Genomic DNA, 21357 nt, shown 5'->3' with positions numbered 1-21357 from the left:
TATCCGCCTGGTTGACCTGGTGGCTATGTCGGAGGTTCCCCACCCGATCCCATTCCGAACTCGGTCGTTAAGCCCTCCAGAGCCGATGGTACTTCGTCTTAAGGCGCGGGAGAGTAGGTCGCCGCCGGGTCTACCAGTCGGTCAGCGGATTTGAAAAAAAACCTCGAACATCTTCCTTCATTCCTACCGTTTGCCGCGGGATGGAGCAGCCCGGTAGCTCGTCAGGCTCATAACCTGAAGGTCGCAGGTTCAAATCCTGCTCCCGCACCCAAAACTCCAAAAGCCCCGCCCGGAAAAACCGGCGGGGCTTTTTGACGTCCGGGGCCCGCCCGCTGGCCTCCGTCTCCGGCCTGTGAGAGGCTGCGCCCCGGATGCGGAGAGCCGGGAGGCGGGGATGCACTGGATCGCGGGACTTCTGGCGCTGCAGACGCTCAGCGTTCCGGCCTATTCGCCGCCCAATGCGCTGCCGGCGCCGGTGGCGGAGAACCTCAGTCTGGTGATCGCGACCACGGTGTCCGAGACGGATCCGCAGCCGCTGTGTGACCGGCCGAACTGCACCTCCCTGTTCCTCGGCCGCTATGACCAGGCTGTCACCCTCGCCGGTCCGGCGGTCGCGCCGGCCTTCGCGGCGCGGGTCGAGATGGGCTCGCCCTGGGTCCGGCCCTACCGGCTGGCCCTGGTCGTCGAGCATCGCCCCGGCGGGGAGCCGCTGGTCCGCGCCATGACGGGGTTCAGCACGCGCACCGGCCGGGCCTGTTTCGAAGCGCGGCAGGTCGATGTCCCGGGCTGGACGCCCGAGGGCGAGGGGATCAGCCGGTCGGGCGGCGAACTCTGCGTGACCGAAACGCCCTGAGCCTCACTCGATCCGGTCCGGCCGGTGCACGGCGATCGGATCGCTGGCGGGAAAGCTCTCCTCCAGCGCCTCATCCAGGCGATCGTCGAGCCCGGCGTCCGGGGGCTCGGCGGGCGACGCCGCCGTGTCCGTCGCATCCGTGAGGGGGGCGGGGTCGGAATGCGGGGGCATGGCGGCGTCTCTCCGGCCGGAGCTGTGAACGGGCGGGGGGGCTCAGCCCTCGCGGGCGTGTTCGCCCAGCATGGCCCGGGCATAGAGCAGGCCGATGCCGTAGGCGCCCGAGTGGTCGATGGCGATACCGGTCGTGGCGTCATAGGTCTCGCCCCGCGCCCAGTCGCGCTGGAGCTCGAGCAGATACTGCAGAGAGGTCATCGGCCGGGCGCCGGCCTGGATCATCCGCTGCATGGCCCGGTCGTGGGCCTCGGTGGAGATGTCGCCGGACGCATCCGCGATCACATAGACCTCCAGGCCCTGCTCCAGCGCCGACAGGGCCGGGCCGGCGATGCAGACCGAGGTCCACAGTCCGGCCAGGACGATGCGGCGCTTGCCGATCCGGTTGACCTCGCCGATCACGGCGGCGTCCTCCCAGGCGTTCATGGTCGTCCGGTCGATGATCGGGGCTTCGGGGAAGGCCCTGGTGATCTCGGGGAAGACCGGTCCGGAGAAGCTGGTCGCCGCCACGCTGGTCAGGATGGTCGACACCCCGAAGACGGCCGCCGCGCGGGCGATGGTGGCGGTGTTGGCGCGCAGATCCCCGACCGTGATCGAGTTCAGCGGGAAGGCCATCTGCGACTGGTGGTCGATCAGGATCAGGGTGTGGTCCACCGGGGTCAGAAGGCCGGCGGCGGCGGCGAGGCGGGCGATGGTCATGACAGGGTCCTCATTCGAAATAGGGGTGATGGAACACAGACGAACGCGGGCTCAGGCGTAGCGGGCGGCCGGGACGCTGCCGCGGAAGCCGGGCGCCATGGCGGCCCGGGCGTCGGTGAAGGCGGTCCAGCCCGCGACATCCGGCAGGGTCGGGATGGTCACGGTCTCTCCGTTGTCGAGTCCGCGCAGGGCGGCGTCGACCAGAACGCCCGCCTCCATCACGCCGTCCGGGATCAACTGGTCCACATCCAGTCCGGACTTGCCCCAGATCGGGGTGCGCACCGGCCCGGGCAGCACCGCCTGCACCCGCACGCCCCGGCCGTCGATCTCCCCGGCCAGCCCCTCGCTGAACGCCAGGATGAAGGCCTTGGAGGCGGAGTAGCCGATGCTGATGCTGGCCTGCGGTCCGGTCAGTCCGGCGACCGATCCGATATTGATGATCGTCCCGGTCCCGCGGGCCAGCTGGCCCGGCAGGACCGCCCGGGCCAGACGGGCGGCGGTGACGATATTGACCTCCAGCATGGCGATCAGCTGTTCCGGCGCCATGATCGCCAGCGGGCCGGGCACGGCCAGCCCGGCGTTGTTGACCAGCATCGTCACGTCGTCGCCCGCTAGCCGGGCCTCAACGGTCGCGATCGCGGCCGGATCGGACAGGTCGGCCGGCAGGACCTCGACGCGGACCCCGGCGGCGGCGCGCAGGGTCTCCGCGAGGCAGTCCAGCCTTGCGGCGTCGCGGGCCACGAGCACCAGGTCATGGCCGCGTCGGGCCAGACGGTCGGCATAGACGGCGCCGATGCCGGTCGAGGCGCCGGTGATCAGGGCGGTTCCGGGCATGGCGGACTCCTTCAGCTGTGGGCCTCGGCCCAGCGGATGCAGACGTCGGCGACCTCTTCCCAGCCGGGCTCGGCGAGCAGCAGGTGCGAGCGACCGGGGAAGGCGTGGAAATCGGTACGGGCGGGCGAACGCGACTGAAGACGGAAGGCGGCGCGCGACAGGTACGGGGTCACCAGCCGGTCCCGCTCGCCGGCGGTGATCAGCAGGGACTGGCGGCGGCGTCGCGGATCGATGCGCGTCCCGACCTGGAAGGCCGCCTGGTAGAAGACCCGCCCCGGCGTCGGGATCACATAGGCGTCGTAGCTGCTGTCCTGCAGCGCCGCGGGGGCGGCGTTGGCGAAGCGCTCGGCCCAGCGACGGCGCGTCATCGCATAGGGCCGGTTCCAGCCGTTCCAGCGCAGGATCGGCGGCAGGGCGGCGGTCAGGGTCCACCAGCCGGGAAGGAATCCGGCGATCGGCGCGGGGTTGATCGCGATCCCGGCGCGGCCGACGCCGCGATCCAGCAGCATCTGGGTGAACAGACCGCCGAACGAGTGGCCGACCAGCAGCGGCGGTTCCGGCAGGGCCTCGATCGCCGCCTGCAGACCGTCCACGATCCGCCCGACCGTCAGTCCGCCCAGGCCGTCGGGCGGAGAGGCGTTCAGCGAGGCCTTGGAGCGGCCCTTCAGCATGGCCCAGGTCGGCGTCAGCACGGTCCAGCCGGCCGCCTCCCACGGCTTGCGGAAGTTCGCCCAGGAGTCCGTCGTGACCCAGAGACCATGGATCAGGACGACCGTCTTTCCGGCTTCTGTCCCGACCCTGGCCATGACGGACTCCTTTCGGGGAAGGACGTCAGCTGCGGATGAAGTCCAGCAGGTCGGCGTTCAGCCGGTCCTGCTCGACGGTGGCCAGGCCGTGCGACGAGCCCTCGTAGACCTTCAGGATCGAGCCCTTGACGATCTCGTGCGACTTGCGGCCCGCGGCGTCGATGGGGACGATCTGGTCGTCGTCGCCGTGGATGATCAGGGTCGGCTTGTCGAACGTCTCGAGGTCCGGGGTGTAGTCGACTTCCGAGAACTCGCGGATGCAGTCCAGCTGCCCCTTGATCCCGCCCATCATGCCCTGCAGCCAGAAGCTTTCGCGCACGCCTTCCGAAATCTTCGCCCCCGGCCGGTTGTAGCCGTAGAAGGGGATGGTCAGGTCCTTGAAGAACTGGCTGCGGTCATCGAACGTCCCCTTGCGGATGCCGTCGAAGACCTCGATCGGCAGGCCGCCCGGATTGGCGTCGGTCTTGAGCATCAGCGGCGGCACGGCGCCGATCAGGACGATCTTGGCGACCCGGCTCGAGCCGTGACGGCCGACGTAGTGGGTGATCTCGCCGCCGCCGGTCGAGTGACCGACCAGTACGATGTCCTTCAGGTCCAGCTTTTCGATCAGGGCGTGCAGGTCGTCGGCGTACTGGTCCATGTGGTTGCCGTCCCAGGTCTGGTCCGAGCGGCCGTGGCTGCGGCGGTCATGGGCGATGACGCGGTAGCCGTTCGAGCCGAGGAACTGCATCTGGCCGTCCCAGGCGTCGCCGCTCAGCGGCCAGCCGTGGCTGAACAGGACCGGCTGACCCTTGCCCCAGTCCTTGTAGAAAATCTGGGCGCCGTCGTTCGCGGTGATGAAGGCCATGGAAGTCTCTCCTGGGGTGCGGCGGGGAGGCCGGCGGGTTGTTGACGGGAGGAAGCATCGCCCGGGATGGGGTGGGCGAAAACGGAAACGATTGAAACTCAAGCTTTCCGGAACTGGTCCGTTTCAGCGCGCGATCTGGTGCTCGACGGCCCAGTCCAGCGCATAGTCGGCGACGGCCTCCCAGCCGGCGTCCATGCAGGTCCAGTGCGAGCGACCCTCGAACTGCTTGAAGTCCGTGCGGCTGGGGGCCTTGGACTGCTGCTTGTAGATGTTGCGCACCATGCTGGCGTCGGCGACCAGGTCGATCTCGCCGGCGATCAGCAGCAGGGGCGCCCGGTTCGGGTTCTTCCAGGTGATCTTGCCCGAGGCGCCGGTGACCCCGTCCCAGTAGATCTTTCCAGGGGTCGGGACGATGTAGGCGTCGTACAGGGCGGTGACCTTGTCGCGCGGGGCGGTCTGGGCGAACCGCTCGGCGAAGAATTTGCGCGACATCGTCTTCACCTTCTTCCAGCTGAACAGGTCCAGGAAGACGGGCAGGGCCGAGACGATGGCGTGGCCGCCCAGGGGAACGCCGGGCGTCGGGGCCGGGTTGATCGCCACCCCGGCGACGCCCAGCCCGCGATCCAGCAGGTGCTGGACGCAGACCCCGCCCATCGAGTGGCCGATCAGGATCGGGGTTTCGGGCAGGGCCCGGATCAGCCGCTCATAGTGATCGAACAGGTCGACCTGCCCGACCTTGGCCAGCGCCTTCTCGGGGAAGTCCCGCAGTTCGGCGGGGCTGCGGTCGTCATAGGGCCAGTCGGGCGCGACGACGGTGTAGCCCTTGGCCTCATAGCGGGCCTTGAAGCCGGCCCAGCTGGCCGAGTTCAGCCAGGCGCCGTGGATCAGCATGATGGTCTTGGACATGGTCGGCCTCCGGGAGCCGTGCGCCCCTCCGGCGCGGCATGGGGGCACCATGGGCCGGGCGGTTCCCCGGGCCTATTCTCCATGGGGTCAGACGCTTCACACCTTGGTATGAGGCGTCTCGCTTCAGGTCTCGGGCGGAACGGGAAGGGTCACGGTGAAGATCGCGCCGCCTCCGTCCGCGTTGGCCGCGCTGATCTCGCCCCCGTGCGCCTCGATGATGGAGCGGCAGATGGCCAGGCCCATGCCCATGCCGTCCGCGCGGGTGGTGAAGAAGCTGCGGAACAGCCGGTCCATCTGGTCTGGCGGCAGGCCGGGGCCCGTGTCGCGGATCGTGATCGACGCATGATCCAGCGTGGCCCGGCCCGACCGGATGTGCAGTTCGCGGGTGTCCGACCCGGCGCCGCTCATCGCCTGCACCGCATTGACCGCCAGATTGACCAGCACCTGCTGCAACTGGGTCCGGTCGGCGGCGAGGGACGGAAGATCGGGGTCCAGCACCAGCACCAGCTTCACGCCCTGGGCCTGTAGTTCGTGCTTCAGGAACAGGGCGCCGTCCTGGATCAGGGCGTTGATCGACACGGGCTCGGGCGGTCGGCGGCGATCCGCCGCCATGTCTCGGATGCGGGCGATGATGTCGCCGGCGCGCTGGGCGTCCTCAACGATCCGCTGGGTCAGGCGGAGGGCCTGGTCGACATTGGGCTCGTCCCGGCCCAGCCAGCGCAGCCCGGCGGCGGCGTTGGTGGCGATGGCGGCCAGCGGCTGGTTGACCTCATGGGCGATGGAGGCGGTCAGTTCCCCCAGCATCGACACGCGCGCAGCGTGGGCGAACTCGGCCTGGAAGCGGTTCAGCGCGGCCTGCGCCTGGACGCGGCCGGAGATGTCCACCACGCCGACCAGAAGGGTGCCGCGGGCCACGCTTTCGTCCGGGAAGGAGGCGGTGAACAGGGCGTCGAAATCCGTGCCGTCCTGTCGCCGCAGCCGGGTCTCGGTCTTCAGGTACGGCTTGCCGCCGATCGCGGCCAGCACGGCGGCGGCGAAGACGTGCGAACTGCCCTCCGGCCAGTAGGGCTCGACCGAGGGATGCAGGACGCTCCGGTCGACGGCGCCGAACATCTGCAGGGTGGTCTCGTTGACATCGACGACCCGCGTCTGCCCCATCATCCGCCGTACGAAGGCGGGGTTGGCCTCGAAATAGGCGGCGAAGTCGGTCACCCCCTCGTGCTTCAGGGTGCGAAGCATCTCGCCGACGGGGCTGAAGTCCAGCTCCCAGAAGGCCGCGGCCATGGCCTGGAACAGGCTGGAGTAGCGCCGCTCGCTCTTGCGCAGGGCCGCCTCGGCGGCCCGTCTGCGGCTGATGTCGCGGCCGATCTCGATGATCTCGACGGGCGCGCCGTCCTCGTCCCGACGCAGGGACCAGCGGGCCTCGACATGCCGCTCGGCGCCGCACGCCGCCCGGCGTGACAGTTCGCCGTCCCAACGGCCCGTTTCGAGCAACTGGGCCATGACGTCGTCCGGCGTGTCGGACGGCTCGGCGCCCAGCAGGGCGGCGACGTCCTGGCCGACCGCCTGTTCCACGCTCCAGCCGTACAGCGCGACCGACGCCGGGTTCCACGAGCGGATACGGCCGTCCAGTCCACGCGTGAAAATGCTTTCGTGCACCAGATCGAACAGGGGCTCGCGTGAACCGCCGGTCATGCCTTCCCCCTCTCTCCGGTCGAACTTCGGTCGGCGAGGCTAGGGCGGCTCGGGCCGCGGCTCAAGCCGTGTGTCCGCTGCCGGACAGGGCGCGGTCCAGGCACTCGATCAGCGTGGTCGGGGTGAACGGCTTGCGCAGCACGCACAGGGCGCCGCTGGCCCGGGCCTTGTCCAGAACCACCGCCTCGGCGCGGGCGGTGATCATGATCACCGGCTCGGTCCGCCCCCGGGCATCGAGGGTCTGCTTCAGTTCCAGACCGCTGGCGCCCGGCAGGGTGATGTCGGTGATCAGACAGTCCGGCGTGATCCCGGCGTCGAGAAAGCTCTCGGCGTCCGCAAAGCCCATGGCCCGGTGCCCCATCGATTCCACCAGCCCGGCCACGGCCTCCCGCAGGGAGTCGTCGTCCTCGACGATGGCGATGAGCGGGGGGAGGGGCACGCGAACACTTTCAGAAGCGGATCGGCATCCTGCTTCGCACCCCCGTCAGGTCTTTGAAATCATACGCTGGTGTTAGTCGTTTTTACGTACGCAGTCCGAGGGCGCCGGCCATACGCACCAGATCCGCCAGCGATTTCGCCCCCATCTTCCGCATTGCCGAGCCGCGATGGATCTTCACCGTCACCTCGCTGAGGTTCAGGTCCCCGGCCACCTGCTTGTTCATCTTCCCGGCGGTCACCAGGGCCATCACCTGCCGCTCGCGCGGCGACAGGGTCTCGAACAGGGCGCGCACGCGATCGCTGTCCCCCTCGGCCTCCCGCCGGCGGCGGTCGCGTTCGACGGCGGCGGCAGCCGCGTCCAGCATGTCCTGATCGCGGAAGGGCTTGGCCAGAAAGTCGACGGCGCCCGCCTTCATCCCGCGAACGCTCATCGGAATGTCGCCGTGGCCGGTCATCAGCACGACCGGCAGCCGCACGCCCAGCCCCTCCATCTGGCTCTGGAAGTCCAGTCCGCTCAGTCCCGGCAGGCGCACGTCCAGCACCAGGCAGCCGGGCTGGTCGGGTTCATGGGCTTCCAGAAAGGCGGCGGTCGAACCGTACTGACGGGTCTCCAGCTCCACCGAGGCGAACAGGCTGGCCAGCGCCTCGCGCAACGAGGCGTCGTCTTCCACGATATGGATGACCGGCGCCCGCATGTCCCCTCGCGCTGGATTGAAGCGGGCGAGACCCTGTCACAGGGCGCGCCCGGCGGCCTATCATACCATCGGATTAGGCGGGCCGCTTCCCTGCCGTGTCGCCCGGCCAGAGTGGGGCCGAGAACTTGGCCGCCAGATAGGTCATCAGGGCCGTCACCCGCGCCGGGCGCGGCCCGCCGCCGGGGGCGACCAGATGCAGGTCGATCGGCGGCAGGGTCCAGTCCGTCATCACCGTCGTCAGCTTCCCGGCCGCCACGTCGCGCCAGTAGATGAAGTCCGGCTGCGGCGCGACGCCCAGCCCCGCGCACAGGGCCGCCGTCAGGGCGTCGGCGTTGTTGGCCCGCATCGGTCCCAGCGGCCGGACCGTGACCTCATCGCCCGCGCCGTTCACGAACCGCCACAGCTCTGCATTGGGCAGGTAGGCGTAGCCGAGGCAGGCGTGCCTCACGAGATCGGAGGGATGCTCGGGCCGCCCGCGCTGCTCCAGATAGTCGGGCGCGGCCACCAGATGCCGCCGGATCGGGCGCAGCTTGCGCGCGGTCAGGGACGAGTCCGGCAGGGCCGCGATGCGCAGGGCGCAGTCGAACCCGCCGCCGACCAGATCGGTCACCTCGTCCGACAGGTGCAGGTCCACCGACACGTCCGGATGGGTGGCCAGGAACTCGGGCAGGGCGGGGGCGACATAGGCCATGCCGAACGACATCGGCGCGGCCAGCCGCACCAGCCCCCGCGGCTGCACCGCCTGGTCCAGCATCTCGCCCTCGGCCGCCTCGGCCTCGGACAGCATCTGGGACGCCCGCCCGGCCAGGGTCCGGCCCGCGTCGGTCAGCGAGAACCGCCGCGAGGTCCGGTGCAGCAGGGTCGTGCCCAGCCGCAGTTCCAGCCGGCTCACCGCCTTGGACACCGTGGCCTTGGACAGGGCCAGCGCTTCAGCCGCGCGGGAGAAGGACTGGGTCTCGGCGACCTTGGAAAAAATGGCCAGGGCCTCGAGATCCGGCAGTTTCGACATACGCGCTCCGCGAAACGATGAGTTTCAGGTGTTTCTATTTTGGATCGGAAGCCGATCGCTATCTTGGCGTCAAGCAATAGCGGCCCCCGACGGCGGGGGCGCGGAGACAAGACCATGATCGAGCTGCGACCGTTCGAGAGCCTGGGTGGCGCCAACCACGGCTGGCTCAATGCGAAGCACCACTTCTCCTTCGCCAACTACTATGACCCGAAGCGGATGAGCTGGGGCGGACTGCGCGTCTGGAACGACGACGAGATCGCGCCGGGCACGGGCTTCCCGCCCCACCCGCACTCGGACATGGAGATCATCACCTACGTCCGCGAAGGGGCCATCACCCACGAGGACAGCCTGGGCAACAAGGGCCGCACCGAGGCCGGCGACGTCCAGGTGATGAGCGCCGGCACCGGCATCCGTCACGCCGAGTACAACGCCGAGCCGGACCTGACCCGGATCTTCCAGATCTGGATCGAGCCGACCCGCCGCGGTGAGAAGCCGTCCTGGGGCTCGCGGCCCTTCCCCAAGGGTGACCGCGCCGGTCAGTTCGTGGTCCTCGCCTCCGGCTTCGAAGGCGACGGCGACGCCCTGCCGATCCGCACGGAAGGCCGTGTGGTCGCCGCGACACTGAAGGCCGGCGAGACCGCTGAATACCCGCTGGGGGCGACCCGTCGCGGCTATCTGGTTCCGGCCGTCGGCGAGATCGAGGTCAACGGCGTCAAGGCGAAAGCCCGCGACGGCGTGGCCATCTCCGAGGTCGAAACGATCACGGTGACGGCCCTGTCCGATGCCGAACTGGTCCTGGTCGACGCGGCATAATCCTGCCTCCGACCGGAGCGGGCCCGCGGTTCCCTGTCCTCCCCCCGACGCCGCGGGCCCGCGCTTCTTCTCCCCGAAACTGAAAAAGGGGCGGTCCCTCCGGACCGCCCCTTTCTTTCGTTTCACCCCTTCGACGGGATGTTCAGACCCCTCTGCACCGCCGGGCGGGCGAGGCCTCGCTCCAGCCAGCCCGGCACATTCTTCAGCTCATCGAACTTCACCAGATCGCCCGCTTCATAGAAGCCGATCAGGTTGCGGACCCAGCCGAGCGTCGCGACGTCGGCGATCGAATAGTCGCCCATGATCCACTCGCGGCCCTCCAGCCGGTCGTCCAGCACCTTCAGCAGGCGGGTGGCCTCGGCGACGTAGCGATCGCGCGGACGCTTGTCCTCGATCTCCTTGCCCGCGAATTTGTGGAAGAAGCCCACCTGTCCGAACATCGGCCCGATGGCGGCCATCTGGAACATGACCCACTGCAGGGTCTCGTAGCGCCCCGCCGCATCGGCCGGGATCAGCTTGCCCGTCTTCTCGGCCAGATAGACCAGGATGGCGCCCGACTCGAACAGGGCCAGCGGCTTCCCGTCCGGACCGTCGGGGTCGATGATCGCCGGGATCTTGCCGTTGGGGTTCAGCGACAGGAATTCCGGACCCCAGGTTTCGTTCTTCGTGATGTCCACCAGATGCGGCTCATACGGCAGGCCGATCTCCTCCAGCATGATGGAGACCTTCACCCCGTTCGGCGTGTTCAGCGAATACAGCTGCAGCCGCTCCGGATGTTCGGCGGGCCAGCGTTGCGTGATCGGGAAGCTGGAAAGGTCGGCCATGGGGGTGATCCTGTCTGAAGGTCCGCAGGATGTAGGCGGGCCGCAGGGAACCGCAATGTTAGCTCCATACGGCCAATTCTGACGTATCCCCCTGCTAGACTGCTCCCTCTCGTCCCCGAAGTTTTTATACGGGTAAAAATCTGGCCGACACGACCCTTCCCGTCGCTTGAAGCCCGCCACCACGGGGTTTCCGTCCAGTAGACGTTCTGGACGATCTGGACGTTCTGGACGGTGTTTTCATCGTCTACCGGTTCCCGCTCACTGGACCCGGCGCGCGCGGAGGGGCAATGGAGACGGCATGACATTCCCGACCCCGTCCCCCGCCGAATGGAAGGCCCTCGCCGAGAAGGCGCTGAAGGGCAAGCCATTGGAAAGTCTCGTTCATCTGGACGCGGACAACCTGGTCACCCGCCCGCTCTACGCCGGGGCCACCGGCGGCGAGACCGTGTTCGCCCCGCGTCCGTCGGACGCCGACGGGCGCGCCTGGGACCTCCGGACCCTGGTCGAGGGCGATGATCCGGCCGCGGTCAACGCCGCCGTGCTGGCCGACCTTCAGGGGGGCGCCGCCTCGGTGGTGCTGGCCGGCGCCGTGCTGGCCGACAGCGAGCCTCTGGGGCAGGCGCTGGACGGCGTGGCGCTGGAGCTGGCGGCGGTCGGTCTCGACGCGGGCCTCGACGGCCCTGACGCGGCCAATGCGCTGGCGGTGGCGGCCAAGGGCTCGCCGCGCGCCAGATTGATGTTCCACATGGACCCGATCTCGGCCTTCGCCGCGGCGGGCGCGGCCCCCCGGGCGATCGGCGAGCATCTGACGCTGGCGGCCAACACCGCCGCGCGTCATGCGGGCGCCTATCCGGAGGCCACCTTCTTCATGGCCTCGGGCCGGGTGGCGCACGAGGCGGGCGGATCCATCGCCCAGGAACTGGCCTTCGCCTGCGCCAATGCGGTGGCGTTGATCGGCGCCGCCATCGAGGCAGGGATGGACCCCGAGGCGGCGCTCAAGGGCACGGTTCTGAGTGTGGCCGTCGATCAGGAGTATTTCGACGGTCTCGCCAAGGTCCGCGCCCTGCGCCTGATGTGGCGCACCCTGTCCAACGCCTGGGGTCATGAAACTCCGGCGCGGATCGAGGTCCGCTCGTCCCGGCGGATGCTGTCCGGTCGTGATCCGTGGCCGAACCTGCTGCGACTGACCGCGGCGGGCTTCGCGGGCGCGGTCGGCGGCGCCGACGCGGTGGTTCTGGACGGCTTCACCCGCGCGGAGGGCCGTCCCGACGCCTTCGCCCGGCGTCAGGCCCGCAACACCCAGCTGGTTCTGATGGAAGAGGGCAGCCTCGGCCGGGTCGACGACCCCGCCGCCGGCAGCTGGTATCTGGATCACCGCACCCGCGAGCTGGCCGAGGCCGGCTGGGCGGAGTTCCAGGTCATCGAGGCCGAGGGCGGTCTGGTCGCGGCCCTGTCCGGCGATCTGGTCCAGTCCCGCGTCGCCCGCGCCCGCGAAGGTCTGGAGCGGTCCCTCAAGGACGGCGGCAAGCAGATGGTCGGCGTGACCAAATTCGTCGATCCCGAGCCGCTCCCCACCACGGTCGAGCCCGGCCGTCCGGCTCCCGTCGCGAGCGGCGGCGACGCCTGCACGCCCCTGACGCCGGTCCGTCTGGCCGCGCCCTTCGAAGCCGGGGAGGCCGCCCGATGAGCACGCCCAAATTCTCGACCCTGCCGCTCGACCTGTCGCCGACCGGGACCGGCCCGGACCGCGCGCCCTGGACCACGCCCGAGGGTCTGACCGTCGCCCCCGCCTATGACGCCTCGGCGCTGGACGGGCTGGACTTCATCCACGGCCTGCCGGGCATCGCGCCCTATCATCGCGGTCCCTATCCGACGATGTACGCGGGCAATCCGTGGACCATCCGCCAGTATGCGGGCTTCTCGACCGCCGAGGAGTCCAACGCCTTCTACCGCCGCAACCTGGCCGCCGGTCAGAAGGGCCTGTCGATCGCCTTCGATCTGGCCACCCACCGGGGTTACGACAGCGACCATCCGCGCGTGAAGGGCGACGTCGGCATGGCCGGCGTGGCCATCGACAGCATCTACGACATGCGCACCCTGTTCGACGGCATCCCGCTCGACCAGATGTCGGTCTCCATGACCATGAACGGCGCCGTGCTGCCGATCCTGGCCCTCTACATCGTGGCGGCGGAAGAGCAGGGGGTGGCGCATAGCGCCCTGACCGGGACCATCCAGAACGACATCCTCAAGGAGTTCATGGTCCGCAACACCTACATCTATCCGCCGGCTCCCAGCATGCGGATCATCGCGGACATCTTCGCCTGGACCGCCGAGCACGCGCCCAAGTTCAACTCCATCTCGATCAGCGGCTACCATATGCAGGAGGCGGGAGCCTCCGCCGATCTGGAGCTGGCCTACACCCTGTCGGACGGCATCGAGTACCTGAAGGCCGGGGTCGAGGCGGGCATGGACGTGGACCGGTTCGCGCCGCGCCTGTCCTTCTTCTGGGCCATCGGCATGAACTACTTCATGGAGGTGGCCAAGATGCGCGCCGGCCGCCTGCTGTGGGCCGAGGCCGTGGCGAAGTTCGGGGCCAAGGACCAACGCTCCCTGTCCCTGCGCGCCCACTGCCAGACCTCCGGTTGGTCGCTGGCGGCGCAGGACGTGTTCAACAACGTCTCGCGCACCATGGTCGAGGCCATGGCGGCGGCGGGCGGCCAGACCCAGTCGCTGCACACCAATGCGCTGGATGAGGCCCTGGCCCTGCCGACCGACTTCTCGGCCCGCATCGCCCGCAATACCCAGATCCTGCTCCAGCAGGAGACCGGCCTGACCAAGGTCATCGATCCGTGGGGCGGCAGCTTCTACGTCGAGCGCCTCACCCATGAACTGGCCGAACGCGCCCGCGCCCACATGGCCGAGGTCGAGCAACTGGGCGGCATGGCCAAAGCCATCGAGGCGGGCATTCCCAAGCTCCGCATCGAGGAGTCCGCCGCCAGGACCCAGGCCCGCATCGACACCGGCCAGCAGACGGTGGTCGGGGTGAACAGCTATTTCAGCGACACCCCCGACGACATCCCGATGCTCAAGGTCGACAACGCCGCCGTTCTGGCCGCCCAGATCGACAAGCTGAAGCGCCTGCGCGCCGAGCGGGACGAAGCGGCGACCGAAGCCGCCCTCGGCGCCCTGACCAAGGGCGCGCACGGCACGGAGAACCTGCTGCAACTGGCCGTCGAGGCCGCCCGCGCCAAGGCCACGGTCGGTGAGATCTCCGACGCGCTTGAGGCCGCTTTCGGCCGTCACATCGCCACGGTGAAGACCGTCTCCGGCGTCTATGCGAAGGAAGCGGGCAAGGACCCGAAATTCAGCGGCGCCCGCGACATGGTCGCCGCCTTCGTCGAGAACGACGGCGGTCCGCCGCGCATCCTGATCGCCAAACTGGGGCAGGACGGCCATGACCGGGGCCAGAAGGTCATCGCCACCGCCTACGGCGACCTCGGCCTCGAGGTGACGGCGGGCAGCCTGTTCCAGACCCCCGCCGAGGCCGCGAAGGAGGCCGTGGACAAGAACGTCCACGCCGTCGGCGCCTCGTCACTGGCGGCCGGTCACCTGACCCTGGTGCCCGAGCTGAAGGCCGAGCTGGAGAAGCTGGGGCGGTCGGACATCATGATCGTGGTCGGCGGCGTCATCCCGCCGTCGGACGTGCAGCCCCTGCTCGAAAGCGGGGCCGCCGCCGTCTATCCGCCCGGCTCAGTGGTGGCGGAGACCGCTATCGATCTGATTGAAAAGCTGAATCAGCGCCTCGGCTACGCCCAGAAGGGCTAGGGCCGGACCCGCGACGGCAGGGCCTCGACCTCATCGGGGCTCAGCCGTTTCACGATCCGCGCCGTGCAGGTCGAGACATTCTCGGAGCGCAGGGACGGCCCGCGCGTGTGCAGGCCGATGCTTTCGCCGACGCAAGCCCGTCCGCCGCCGGTCCGGCTGACCACCGTCAGGCCGGTCGACACGGTCAGGCCGCGGCAGCCGCCGCTCTGCAGCTGGTACACCTCGTTCCGGCCCGCGCGAAGGTAGGCGGTGGTGTCGCCGTCCGTGCGATAGTTGGTGACGGTCTGCGGCAGGAAGCACTGACGCGGAGCTTGCTCACGCGGCGTCGGAGCGGGGCCGATCCCGGCTGTGACGGTCGCGGCGGCGATGATGAGCGGCAGAGTCCTCAGCATGACGAAAACCTCACGGCCGGTGATTGGCGGGCAGAGCCTCAATCTCTTCCGCCGTCAGCTTGCGGCTGATGCGGACGCGGCAGACCTCGGTCGGCGAGGTCGAGCCGGGCACGACCACCCGCGCCCAGTCGTCGGTGCACAGCCGGGTCCCGGCCATGCCGCCGATGTCCGGTACGACGGCCAGTCGGGTGGCGAAGTCCAGATCGCGGCAACCGCCGGCCGCGCTCAGCTCATAGACGTCGCTGCGGCCCACGCGCAGGAAGACCTGGTCCGGCCGTCCCTGACGGAAGTTGTTCACCTGCTGGACGCTGAAGCACTGGCGCGCCCGCGGCGGGCTGTCTGCGGTCTCGGTTCCGGTGGTCGGGGCGCAGGAGGCCGCCAGCAGGGCGGTCGCCGACAGGCTCAGGCAGGTCAGGACGGACGTACGCATCGATGATCCCTCAAATAGCCCCCGCCGAGCTCAACCGTCGGATGTTCCCGTCGGTTGCGCAAGCCCCTTCGACCCGCTGAAGCGGCGCGGATCGACGCGGGCCGCCAGGTCCCGCGCCAGCGGCGACGGCGTCCCGGTCGCCAGCGCGGCCACGTGTTCAGCCAGAAGGGGGGAGGCGCAGAACCCGCGCGATCCCATGCCGCCCAGGACGAACAGTCCTTCGTCCAGCCCCCCGGCCAGCGGAAGCCGGTCCGGCGTGGTCGCCCTGACGGCGACCCGGCCCTGCGACGGGCCGCGCGCGCTGATGCGGGCAGCCAGTCCCGGCAGGCGGGCCGCCACCGTCTCCAGATTGCGCAGGGAGGCCGTCTCCGAAACCTCGGGCGCCGTGACGCCCCGGTCGTGGGTGGCGCCGTACAGCAGGCCTTCCCCGGTCGGAACCGCGTAACCGCCCCAGGCGGCGGGGCCCCCGGTTACCTTCGTGATCGTGTCCGCCTGCCCGGCGACCGGAGCCAGCGGAATATCGGGGGCCAGCGCCGCATTGCCCCAGCCGGCGGCCAGCACCACGACCTCGGCCTCGGTGATGGTCCCGCCGTCCGGCCCGGTCAGCCGCCAGACGCCATCCTGACGCGCCAGCCCGGCGACCTCGGCCCGGATGGCCTCCGCGCCCGCCAGCCAGTCGTCCAGCACGGCGGCGGGCCGGATCGCCATGGCGTCCCGCATCCACAGCCCGCCGGTCTCCACCGGCTCCGCCAGCCGGGCGGCGCAGGCCTCCGCGTCCAGCACGGTCATCGCGCCCTCGGGCCACAGGTCCTGCGCGGCCACCTTGGCGTGGCGGTTGGCGTCGCGTGGCGCCTGTTCCAGCTGCACCACGCCCTTCGCCCGCACGGCGTCCGGTACAGCGGCGTACAGGGCCGCCGCCCTTTCCAGCGCCGAGGCGTAGAGGGCGGCGATGCTCCGGTCTCCGGCGTCCAGCCGCGGCGTCACCAGCGAGGCGGCGAAGCCCGAGGCCCCGGCTCCGGGCCGGTCGGCCTCAATCACGGTCGGCCGCAGCCCGAGCCCGCTGAACGCCCGGGCCAGGGCAGCCCCCGCGATCCCCGCGCCGACGACGGCGATCCGTGGCGTCGCTTCGGCGTGGAGGACGTCCGGCAGGCGGGCCTCCAGCCGTTCCCGCTTGCGGCCGTGGCCGGGCGCCTTGGCGACGGTGAAGCCGCGCTCCGCCAGCCCGCGCCGGACCATGCCGGCGACGGTGAAGGTGGCCACCCTTGCGCCGGGGGCCGACCGGGCGGCGATCAGGTCCATGACGGCGTCGGACCACATGCCCGGATTGGTCGAGGGCGCGAAGCCATCCAGGAACCACGCGTCCGCCCGGCCCGACCATTGCTCCAGCACGGTGTCCACCGGCCCGATCATCAGGTCGAGCGTGGCGTTGAAGGCGGGCAGGTCCATCCGGTGCAGGCCCGGCGTCGGCGCCGGCCAGACCGCCAGCAGGGCCTCGACCGCGTCCCGGATCTCCGGCCAGGCGGACAGGGCGCGAGCGGCCTCGTCGCGGGTCAGGGGGAAGCCCTCGACCGAGGCGATGTGCAGATGTCCCCCGGCGGGGCCTTCCCGCCGCCACAGGTCCAGCAGGGCGGCGATATTCAGTCCTGTGCCGAAGCCCAGTTCTGCGACGGTGAAATGCCGCCTCCCGGTCCAGGCGTCCGGCAGACCGCAGCCGGTCAGGAAGACCGCCCGGGTCTCGGCCAGACCGTCCTCGCGGGAGAAATAGACATCGCCGAACCGGCCGGACTGCGGCGCGCCGTCATCGGTCCAGAACAGCCGGGGCGAACGGTCGTCGGTCATGCCCCGCACCTACACGGGTGCGGGCGGGCAAGGAAGGTCAGTGGTGCGCCGGTTCCGCGGCGGGCGGATGCGCGGGCTCCGCCGCATGGGCGTCGGCGGCGGGAGGCTTCGCGGCGGCGGGATCGGACGGGGTGTCCGCATGGGGCTCGGCTTCGGCCGGGGTGTCCTGTCCGCCCGCGGCGGCGGCGGCCTGGGCGGCGGCTTCCTCCATCGTCAGGATCGAGGTGTCGGCCTCGCCATGGGCCTCTTCGTGCGCCGGTTCCTCGTGCGCTTCCTCCGCCTTCTGGCAGGCGGCCAGGCTGAGGGCGGCGGCGAGGGCGATCAGGGCGGTCAGGCGCATCGGGCGTCCTTGTGCGAGGCCGGAAGAGGCGTCGGTCCGCCTCCGATTATGCTGGTTCGCGGCCATGAAAAAGGGCCGCCCTTGCGGACGGCCCTTCGGACGGGGCGATGAGGCCCCGATCAGGTTCCAGCCTTAGTGGGCGGGCGCCGGGGCGGCCGGGGCGGCTTCGGTCGCCGGGGCGGTCGTCGCAGCCTGGGTGGCGGCGGTGGTGGCTTCGGCGGCCTCGGTCGCCGCTTGCTGGGCGTCGGTCGCCGCGGTCTGCGCGGCGTTGGCGGCGTCCTGGGCCGTGGTGGCGGCGGCGGTCGCGTCAGCCGAGGCGTCGGCGGCCTTCTCTTCTGCGGCCGGCTGGCAGGCGGCCAGCGCCATGGCGGCGGCGGAGGCGACGATCAGAGCAGTGATGCGCATCGGGTAGTCCTTTCAGAAGGTTCGCGGGGTGTTGAGTCCCCGCAGTCCTGAGCTAAGGGGAAGCCGAGGCCTGACGCAAGTTAAAATCTCACGCGTTCGTGAACGCCCGTAACATAGATGGGAGCAGCTGAAAGCTTGGCGTTTTCAGACGATTTCTGGGTGTCGTCTGGACGCGAGCGCGTCCGACTACTCGGTCGGCGCGGCCGACAGGGTCTCTTCCATCTCGGCGAACGAGGGCTGCGCCGGCGACGGAATGTCGCCCCGGCCGATCTCGACCGAGATCTGGGCGGCGTTGCCGTGCAGGTGGGCGACCAGCACCGACTGGATGATCTTGTAGTAGGCCGCTTCCTCGTCGACGATCGACTTCAGGCGGGCGGCGAGCGGGCCCACCAGGCCGTAGGCCAGGAACACGCCCATGAAGGTGCCGACCAGGGCGCCGCCGATCATGCCGCCCAGGATTTCCGGCGGCTCGGTGATCGAGCCCATGGTCTTGATCACGCCCAGCACGGCCGCGACGATGCCCAGGGCGGGCAGGGCGTCAGCGAGGTTCTGCAGCGCGTGCGGCGCGCCGAGGTGCTCGTGGTGATGCTTCTCCAGCTGCTTCTCCATGGCGTCCTCGATCTGGTGCGGATCCTCGAGGTTCATGGTCATCATGCGCAGGGTGTCGCAGATGAAGTCCGTGGCGAAATGGTCCTTCAGCACCTTGGGGTACTTCTGGAAGATGGTGCTCTCGGCCGGCTTCTCGATGTGGCTTTCCAGCGCGATGACGCCCTTGGACTTCATCGTCTTGGTCAACTGGAACAGCAGCGACAGCAGGTCCTTGTAGTCCTGCTTCTTCCACTTCGGTCCGGCGAAGGTCTTGCCCAGCCCCCCCAGCGAGGACTTCAGCACCGGCACGCTGTTGGAGATCAGGAAGGCGGCGATGCCCGCGCCGCCGATGGCCATGAGTTCGTGAGGCGCGGCGTGGATGATCACGTCGAACTTGCCGCCCGAGATGGCGTAGCTGCCGAACACGAGGGCGAACAGCAGCACGATGCCGATAATCTGGAACATGGAAGACGGGGAGCCCCAACGCGCGCGAGAGGCTCGTATCTTCGTTGTTAATGATTAACCGGCGATTGCCGAAACCATCCGCATTTCTGCGGGGACGGGCTCAGAGCCGGGTTTCGCCACTCAGGATGGTCGCCCGGGCCGCATCGGTCAGCTTGGTGTAGCCGCTCTTTCCGCCGCGCACGTACAGGGCGCCGTCCACCTTGTCCGGATCGAAGCCGTCGGCGACCAGATCGACCTTGCGATACTTGAAGGTGCCGGTGGTCTCGGCCTCCTTGATCAGGCGCACGAAGGCCGGGCGGGCGTAGGACGGAAGCTCCTGATCCACCCATTCGGCGAACACCTTGGCCGAGAAGCGGCCGTCGACCACCAGGGCGACCATGCCGGCCTTGCCTTCCTGACCCGGGACCGGGACGCCGTAGGCCACGACCTCCTTGATGCCCGGCGCGTCGGCCAGTCGCTGCTCGACCTCGGCGGTCGAGACGTTCTCGCCCTTCCAGCGGTAGGTGTCGCCGATCCGGTCGATGAAATAGATGTAGCCGTCGGAGTCCTGCTTCATCAGGTCGCCGGTGCGGAACCAGCGGTCGCCGCGCACGAAGACGTCGCGCAGGATCTTCTTCTCGGACGCCGCCTTGTCGGCATAGCCGGAGAAGGCGTGCCGGGTGTCGTCGCCGATCATGCCGATCGCCTCGCCGACCTCGCCCGGCCGGGCCAGTTCGCACAGGCCGTTGGCGCCGCGCACCGGCAGCTCCGTGTCGATATCGAAGCGGACCAGCCGGCAGTTGATCTGCTTTTTCAGGAAGCCCGGGATGCGGCCGATCGCGCCGGCCTTGCCGTCGAAATTGAACAGGGAGACGTTGCCTTCGGTGGAGCCGTAGAACTCCATGATGTTCGGCACGGCGAACCGCTTCTGGAAGTCTTCCCAGACGTCGGGACGAAGGCCGTTGCCGAACGCCAGACGCAGTTTGTGGCTCCGCTCGTCGGGGCTCTCCGGGCAGTTCACCAGATAGCGGCACAGCTCGCCGATGTAGACGAACAGGGTGGCGCCCGAGGCCTTCACGTCCGGCCAGAAGCTGGACGCCGAGAAGCGCTTGCGCAGCACCAGCTTGCCACCGTTCAGCAGGGCAGGGCCGATGCCGACCAGACCGCCGGTGGAGTGGTACAGCGGCAGGACGTTGAAGGTCACGTCCTTGTCCGTCGCCGCGGTCGCTCCGGCGAAGGCGCGCATATAGGTGCGGGCGCGGGCGTGGGTGATCTTGGCCGCCTTGGGCAGGCCGGTGGTGCCCGAGGTGTAGATGTACAGGGCCGTGTCGCGGTTGGTCAGGCCCGAGCGCACCGAGCGCGCCGGGCGCACCGAGGAGCCGCTGCGGACCGGCTTGTCCAGGCCGCGGCGTTCATCGGCCTCGTCCGCGTCGGACAGGCCCAGGACCCACAGCATCATGTTGCGGTCGACCAGAGGACGGGCGTCCTCCACCTTGCGCCAGCAGTCCTCGTCGGTGACGACCTGCGAGGCGTTCGAGATGGTCAGGCAGTGGGCCAGGGCATGGCCGGTCAGGTTGGTGTTGATCAGGGCGGTCCCGACGCCGACCTTGGCGAAGCCCATCCAGGCGGCGATGTATTCCGCCCGGTTCTGCATCACCAGGGCGACGGTGTCGCCGCGCTTCAGCCGGCGGCTGATCGCCCAGTGGCCGAAGCGGTTGGCCATGGCGTCGAGGTCGCGATAGCTGATGCTGCGCCGGTCGTCCTGGACCGCGATGTTGTCGGGGAATTTGTCGACCGCCTCTTCCCAGTCGTCACAGACCAGGTCCGTGCTGTCCATGGTGATCGGCTTGATGCGTCCCAACAGCAGGCGCAGGCCTTTCACGAACCGCATGTCGCGTCGGATGTTCGCTACCAGACCCATAGTCACGTCCACTCGTCAGAAGCCCCCTCCGGTGATGAACAAGCGCACCCTCCGGGTCAACCGGCGGGGGAATCCTCGAGGCGTTTTTGACGGCTTGCGAACGGTTTGCGACCGGATTGATCGTGGGGCGTGGCGCCGATGCGGCGGTGACGCAAGGTCAGGTCACGGGGGTGGGACCGCCGTCGCCCCGATCCATTCCTGCCGCAACTGTGTCGGGAACAGTGTTTCTTCGGGACATTCGCCGTGTTCGCGGAACCGTGATCTTCGCGTCGGGTTCTGGACCCCACGCAAAGGAGGAACACGATGTCCGTGACCTATACCGATGATCGCGCCGAGATGCGTGAGGATACCTTCGTCCCCGTCTATGCCCGCACCAAGAGCCGTGCGCGCAGGAAGGGCGGCGTGCGCACCTGGATGATCCTGGCGCCGATCGGCGCCGTGCTGGTCGGCGGCGCCGCCGCGGCCATGATGATGAACCCGGGCGCAGAGCCCGAGCCGGCGGCGCTCGCCGAGCCCGCCGCCACCGGTCCGGTCCTGCCGGCCGCGCCCGCGCCGCTGCCGATGGAAGCGGCGCCCGAGGCTC

At 69.5% G+C, this 21357-nt stretch carries 23 protein-coding genes, 1 tRNA gene and 1 rRNA gene; 7 read left to right on the top strand and 18 right to left on the bottom strand.

Annotated features, from left to right (window positions below; genetic code table 11):
* The first annotated feature begins 15 nt into the window (after window positions 1-15).
* The 3 genes from rrf (at window position 16) to VGE03_RS06590 (ending at window position 853) form a co-directional block, all read left to right on the top strand.
* Window positions 16-130, top strand: a 5S ribosomal RNA gene (rrf, locus tag VGE03_RS06600).
* 64 nt (window positions 131-194) lie between these two features.
* Window positions 195-271: transfer RNA gene (locus tag VGE03_RS06595), tRNA-Met, on the top strand.
* A gap of 123 nt (window positions 272-394) precedes the next feature.
* Window positions 395-853 (top strand): hypothetical protein, encoded by a 459-nt coding sequence (locus VGE03_RS06590; RefSeq protein ID WP_331045679.1) that lies wholly within the window; start codon window positions 395-397, stop codon window positions 851-853.
* A 3-nt stretch (window positions 854-856) separates the two neighbouring features.
* Here VGE03_RS06590 and VGE03_RS06585 read toward each other — a convergent pair whose 3' ends face one another.
* From VGE03_RS06585 to VGE03_RS06540, 10 genes are all read right to left on the bottom strand, one after another.
* Window positions 857-1024, bottom strand: coding sequence for a hypothetical protein (locus VGE03_RS06585; protein ID WP_331045678.1), 168 nt, complete (start codon window positions 1022-1024; stop codon window positions 857-859).
* Between the two features lie 42 nt (window positions 1025-1066).
* Window positions 1067-1723 (bottom strand): hydrolase, encoded by a 657-nt coding sequence (locus VGE03_RS06580; protein WP_331045677.1) that lies wholly within the window; start codon window positions 1721-1723, stop codon window positions 1067-1069.
* Between the two features lie 51 nt (window positions 1724-1774).
* Window positions 1775-2557 carry an SDR family oxidoreductase gene (locus VGE03_RS06575; protein ID WP_331045676.1) on the bottom strand — a complete coding sequence of 261 codons (783 nt, stop codon included), beginning with the start codon at window positions 2555-2557 and terminating at the stop codon, window positions 1775-1777.
* A gap of 11 nt (window positions 2558-2568) precedes the next feature.
* Window positions 2569-3363, bottom strand: coding sequence for an alpha/beta hydrolase (locus VGE03_RS06570; RefSeq protein ID WP_331045675.1), 795 nt, complete (start codon window positions 3361-3363; stop codon window positions 2569-2571).
* Between the two features lie 25 nt (window positions 3364-3388).
* Complete coding sequence (locus VGE03_RS06565; RefSeq protein WP_331045674.1) at window positions 3389-4210, bottom strand: alpha/beta hydrolase; 822 nt, start codon at window positions 4208-4210, stop codon at window positions 3389-3391.
* A gap of 123 nt (window positions 4211-4333) precedes the next feature.
* Window positions 4334-5116, bottom strand: a complete 783-nt coding sequence (locus tag VGE03_RS06560) for an alpha/beta hydrolase (protein ID WP_331045673.1) — start codon at window positions 5114-5116, stop codon at window positions 4334-4336.
* 123 nt (window positions 5117-5239) lie between these two features.
* Complete coding sequence (locus tag VGE03_RS06555; protein ID WP_331045672.1) at window positions 5240-6811, bottom strand: PAS domain-containing sensor histidine kinase; 1572 nt, start codon at window positions 6809-6811, stop codon at window positions 5240-5242.
* Window positions 6812-6872: 61 nt separating this feature from the next.
* Window positions 6873-7250, bottom strand: coding sequence for a response regulator transcription factor (locus VGE03_RS06550; RefSeq protein ID WP_331045671.1), 378 nt, complete (start codon window positions 7248-7250; stop codon window positions 6873-6875).
* 82 nt (window positions 7251-7332) lie between these two features.
* The gene (locus VGE03_RS06545; protein WP_331045670.1) at window positions 7333-7944 is read right to left on the bottom strand and encodes a response regulator transcription factor; all 612 of its coding nucleotides are present in this window, start codon (window positions 7942-7944) and stop codon (window positions 7333-7335) included.
* 73 nt (window positions 7945-8017) lie between these two features.
* Entirely contained in the window at window positions 8018-8953 is a 936-nt protein-coding gene (locus VGE03_RS06540) for a LysR family transcriptional regulator (RefSeq protein WP_331045669.1), read from the bottom strand.
* 114 nt (window positions 8954-9067) lie between these two features.
* Here VGE03_RS06540 and VGE03_RS06535 point away from each other — a divergent pair, with 114 nt between their 5' ends.
* Window positions 9068-9766, top strand: coding sequence for a pirin family protein (locus tag VGE03_RS06535; RefSeq protein ID WP_331045668.1), 699 nt, complete (start codon window positions 9068-9070; stop codon window positions 9764-9766).
* A gap of 122 nt (window positions 9767-9888) precedes the next feature.
* Here VGE03_RS06535 and VGE03_RS06530 read toward each other — a convergent pair whose 3' ends face one another.
* Window positions 9889-10590, bottom strand: coding sequence for a glutathione S-transferase N-terminal domain-containing protein (locus tag VGE03_RS06530; RefSeq protein ID WP_331045667.1), 702 nt, complete (start codon window positions 10588-10590; stop codon window positions 9889-9891).
* Between the two features lie 298 nt (window positions 10591-10888).
* On the opposite strand from VGE03_RS06530, the gene VGE03_RS06525 reads away from it, so the two are divergent.
* The gene (locus VGE03_RS06525) at window positions 10889-12277 is read left to right on the top strand and encodes a methylmalonyl-CoA mutase family protein (RefSeq protein WP_331045666.1); all 1389 of its coding nucleotides are present in this window, start codon (window positions 10889-10891) and stop codon (window positions 12275-12277) included.
* Window positions 12274-14415, top strand: a complete 2142-nt coding sequence (scpA, locus tag VGE03_RS06520) for a methylmalonyl-CoA mutase (RefSeq protein WP_331045665.1) — start codon at window positions 12274-12276, stop codon at window positions 14413-14415. Before VGE03_RS06525 ends, scpA begins: the two co-directional genes overlap by 4 nt.
* Here scpA and VGE03_RS06515 read toward each other — a convergent pair.
* The 7 genes from VGE03_RS06515 to VGE03_RS06485 all read right to left on the bottom strand — a co-directional run bounded on the left by VGE03_RS06515 (window position 14412) and on the right by VGE03_RS06485 (window position 20774).
* Window positions 14412-14807, bottom strand: a complete 396-nt coding sequence (locus tag VGE03_RS06515; protein WP_331045664.1) for a hypothetical protein — start codon at window positions 14805-14807, stop codon at window positions 14412-14414. The genes scpA and VGE03_RS06515 overlap by 4 nt on opposite strands.
* Before the next feature lie 10 nt (window positions 14808-14817).
* On the bottom strand, window positions 14818-15237 hold the full coding sequence (locus VGE03_RS06510; protein WP_331045663.1) for a DUF6491 family protein: 420 nt from the start codon (window positions 15235-15237) through the stop codon (window positions 14818-14820).
* Window positions 15238-15267: 30 nt separating this feature from the next.
* A complete protein-coding gene (gene mnmD, locus VGE03_RS06505) occupies window positions 15268-17076 on the bottom strand; it encodes a tRNA (5-methylaminomethyl-2-thiouridine)(34)-methyltransferase MnmD (protein ID WP_331045662.1) in 1809 nt (602 codons plus the stop codon).
* Window positions 17077-17113: 37 nt separating this feature from the next.
* Window positions 17114-17416 (bottom strand): hypothetical protein, encoded by a 303-nt coding sequence (locus tag VGE03_RS06500; RefSeq protein ID WP_331045661.1) that lies wholly within the window; start codon window positions 17414-17416, stop codon window positions 17114-17116.
* Between the two features lie 132 nt (window positions 17417-17548).
* Entirely contained in the window at window positions 17549-17821 is a 273-nt protein-coding gene (locus VGE03_RS06495; protein WP_331045660.1) for a hypothetical protein, read from the bottom strand.
* A 186-nt stretch (window positions 17822-18007) separates the two neighbouring features.
* A complete protein-coding gene (gene motA, locus VGE03_RS06490; protein WP_331045659.1) occupies window positions 18008-18874 on the bottom strand; it encodes a flagellar motor stator protein MotA in 867 nt (288 codons plus the stop codon).
* 100 nt (window positions 18875-18974) lie between these two features.
* On the bottom strand, window positions 18975-20774 hold the full coding sequence (locus VGE03_RS06485; protein ID WP_331045658.1) for a long-chain-acyl-CoA synthetase: 1800 nt from the start codon (window positions 20772-20774) through the stop codon (window positions 18975-18977).
* Window positions 20775-21077: 303 nt separating this feature from the next.
* On the opposite strand from VGE03_RS06485, the gene VGE03_RS06480 reads away from it, so the two are divergent.
* Window positions 21078-21357: hypothetical protein (locus VGE03_RS06480; protein ID WP_331045657.1), on the top strand; the 280-nt coding region annotated here is incomplete at its 3' end.

The organism is Brevundimonas sp., from assembly GCF_036400995.1.
In the GTDB taxonomy this organism is placed as follows: domain Bacteria; phylum Pseudomonadota; class Alphaproteobacteria; order Caulobacterales; family Caulobacteraceae; genus Brevundimonas.
The sequence above is the reverse complement of the archived record's forward strand: the minus strand, read 5'-3'. Positions and strand labels throughout refer to the sequence as shown.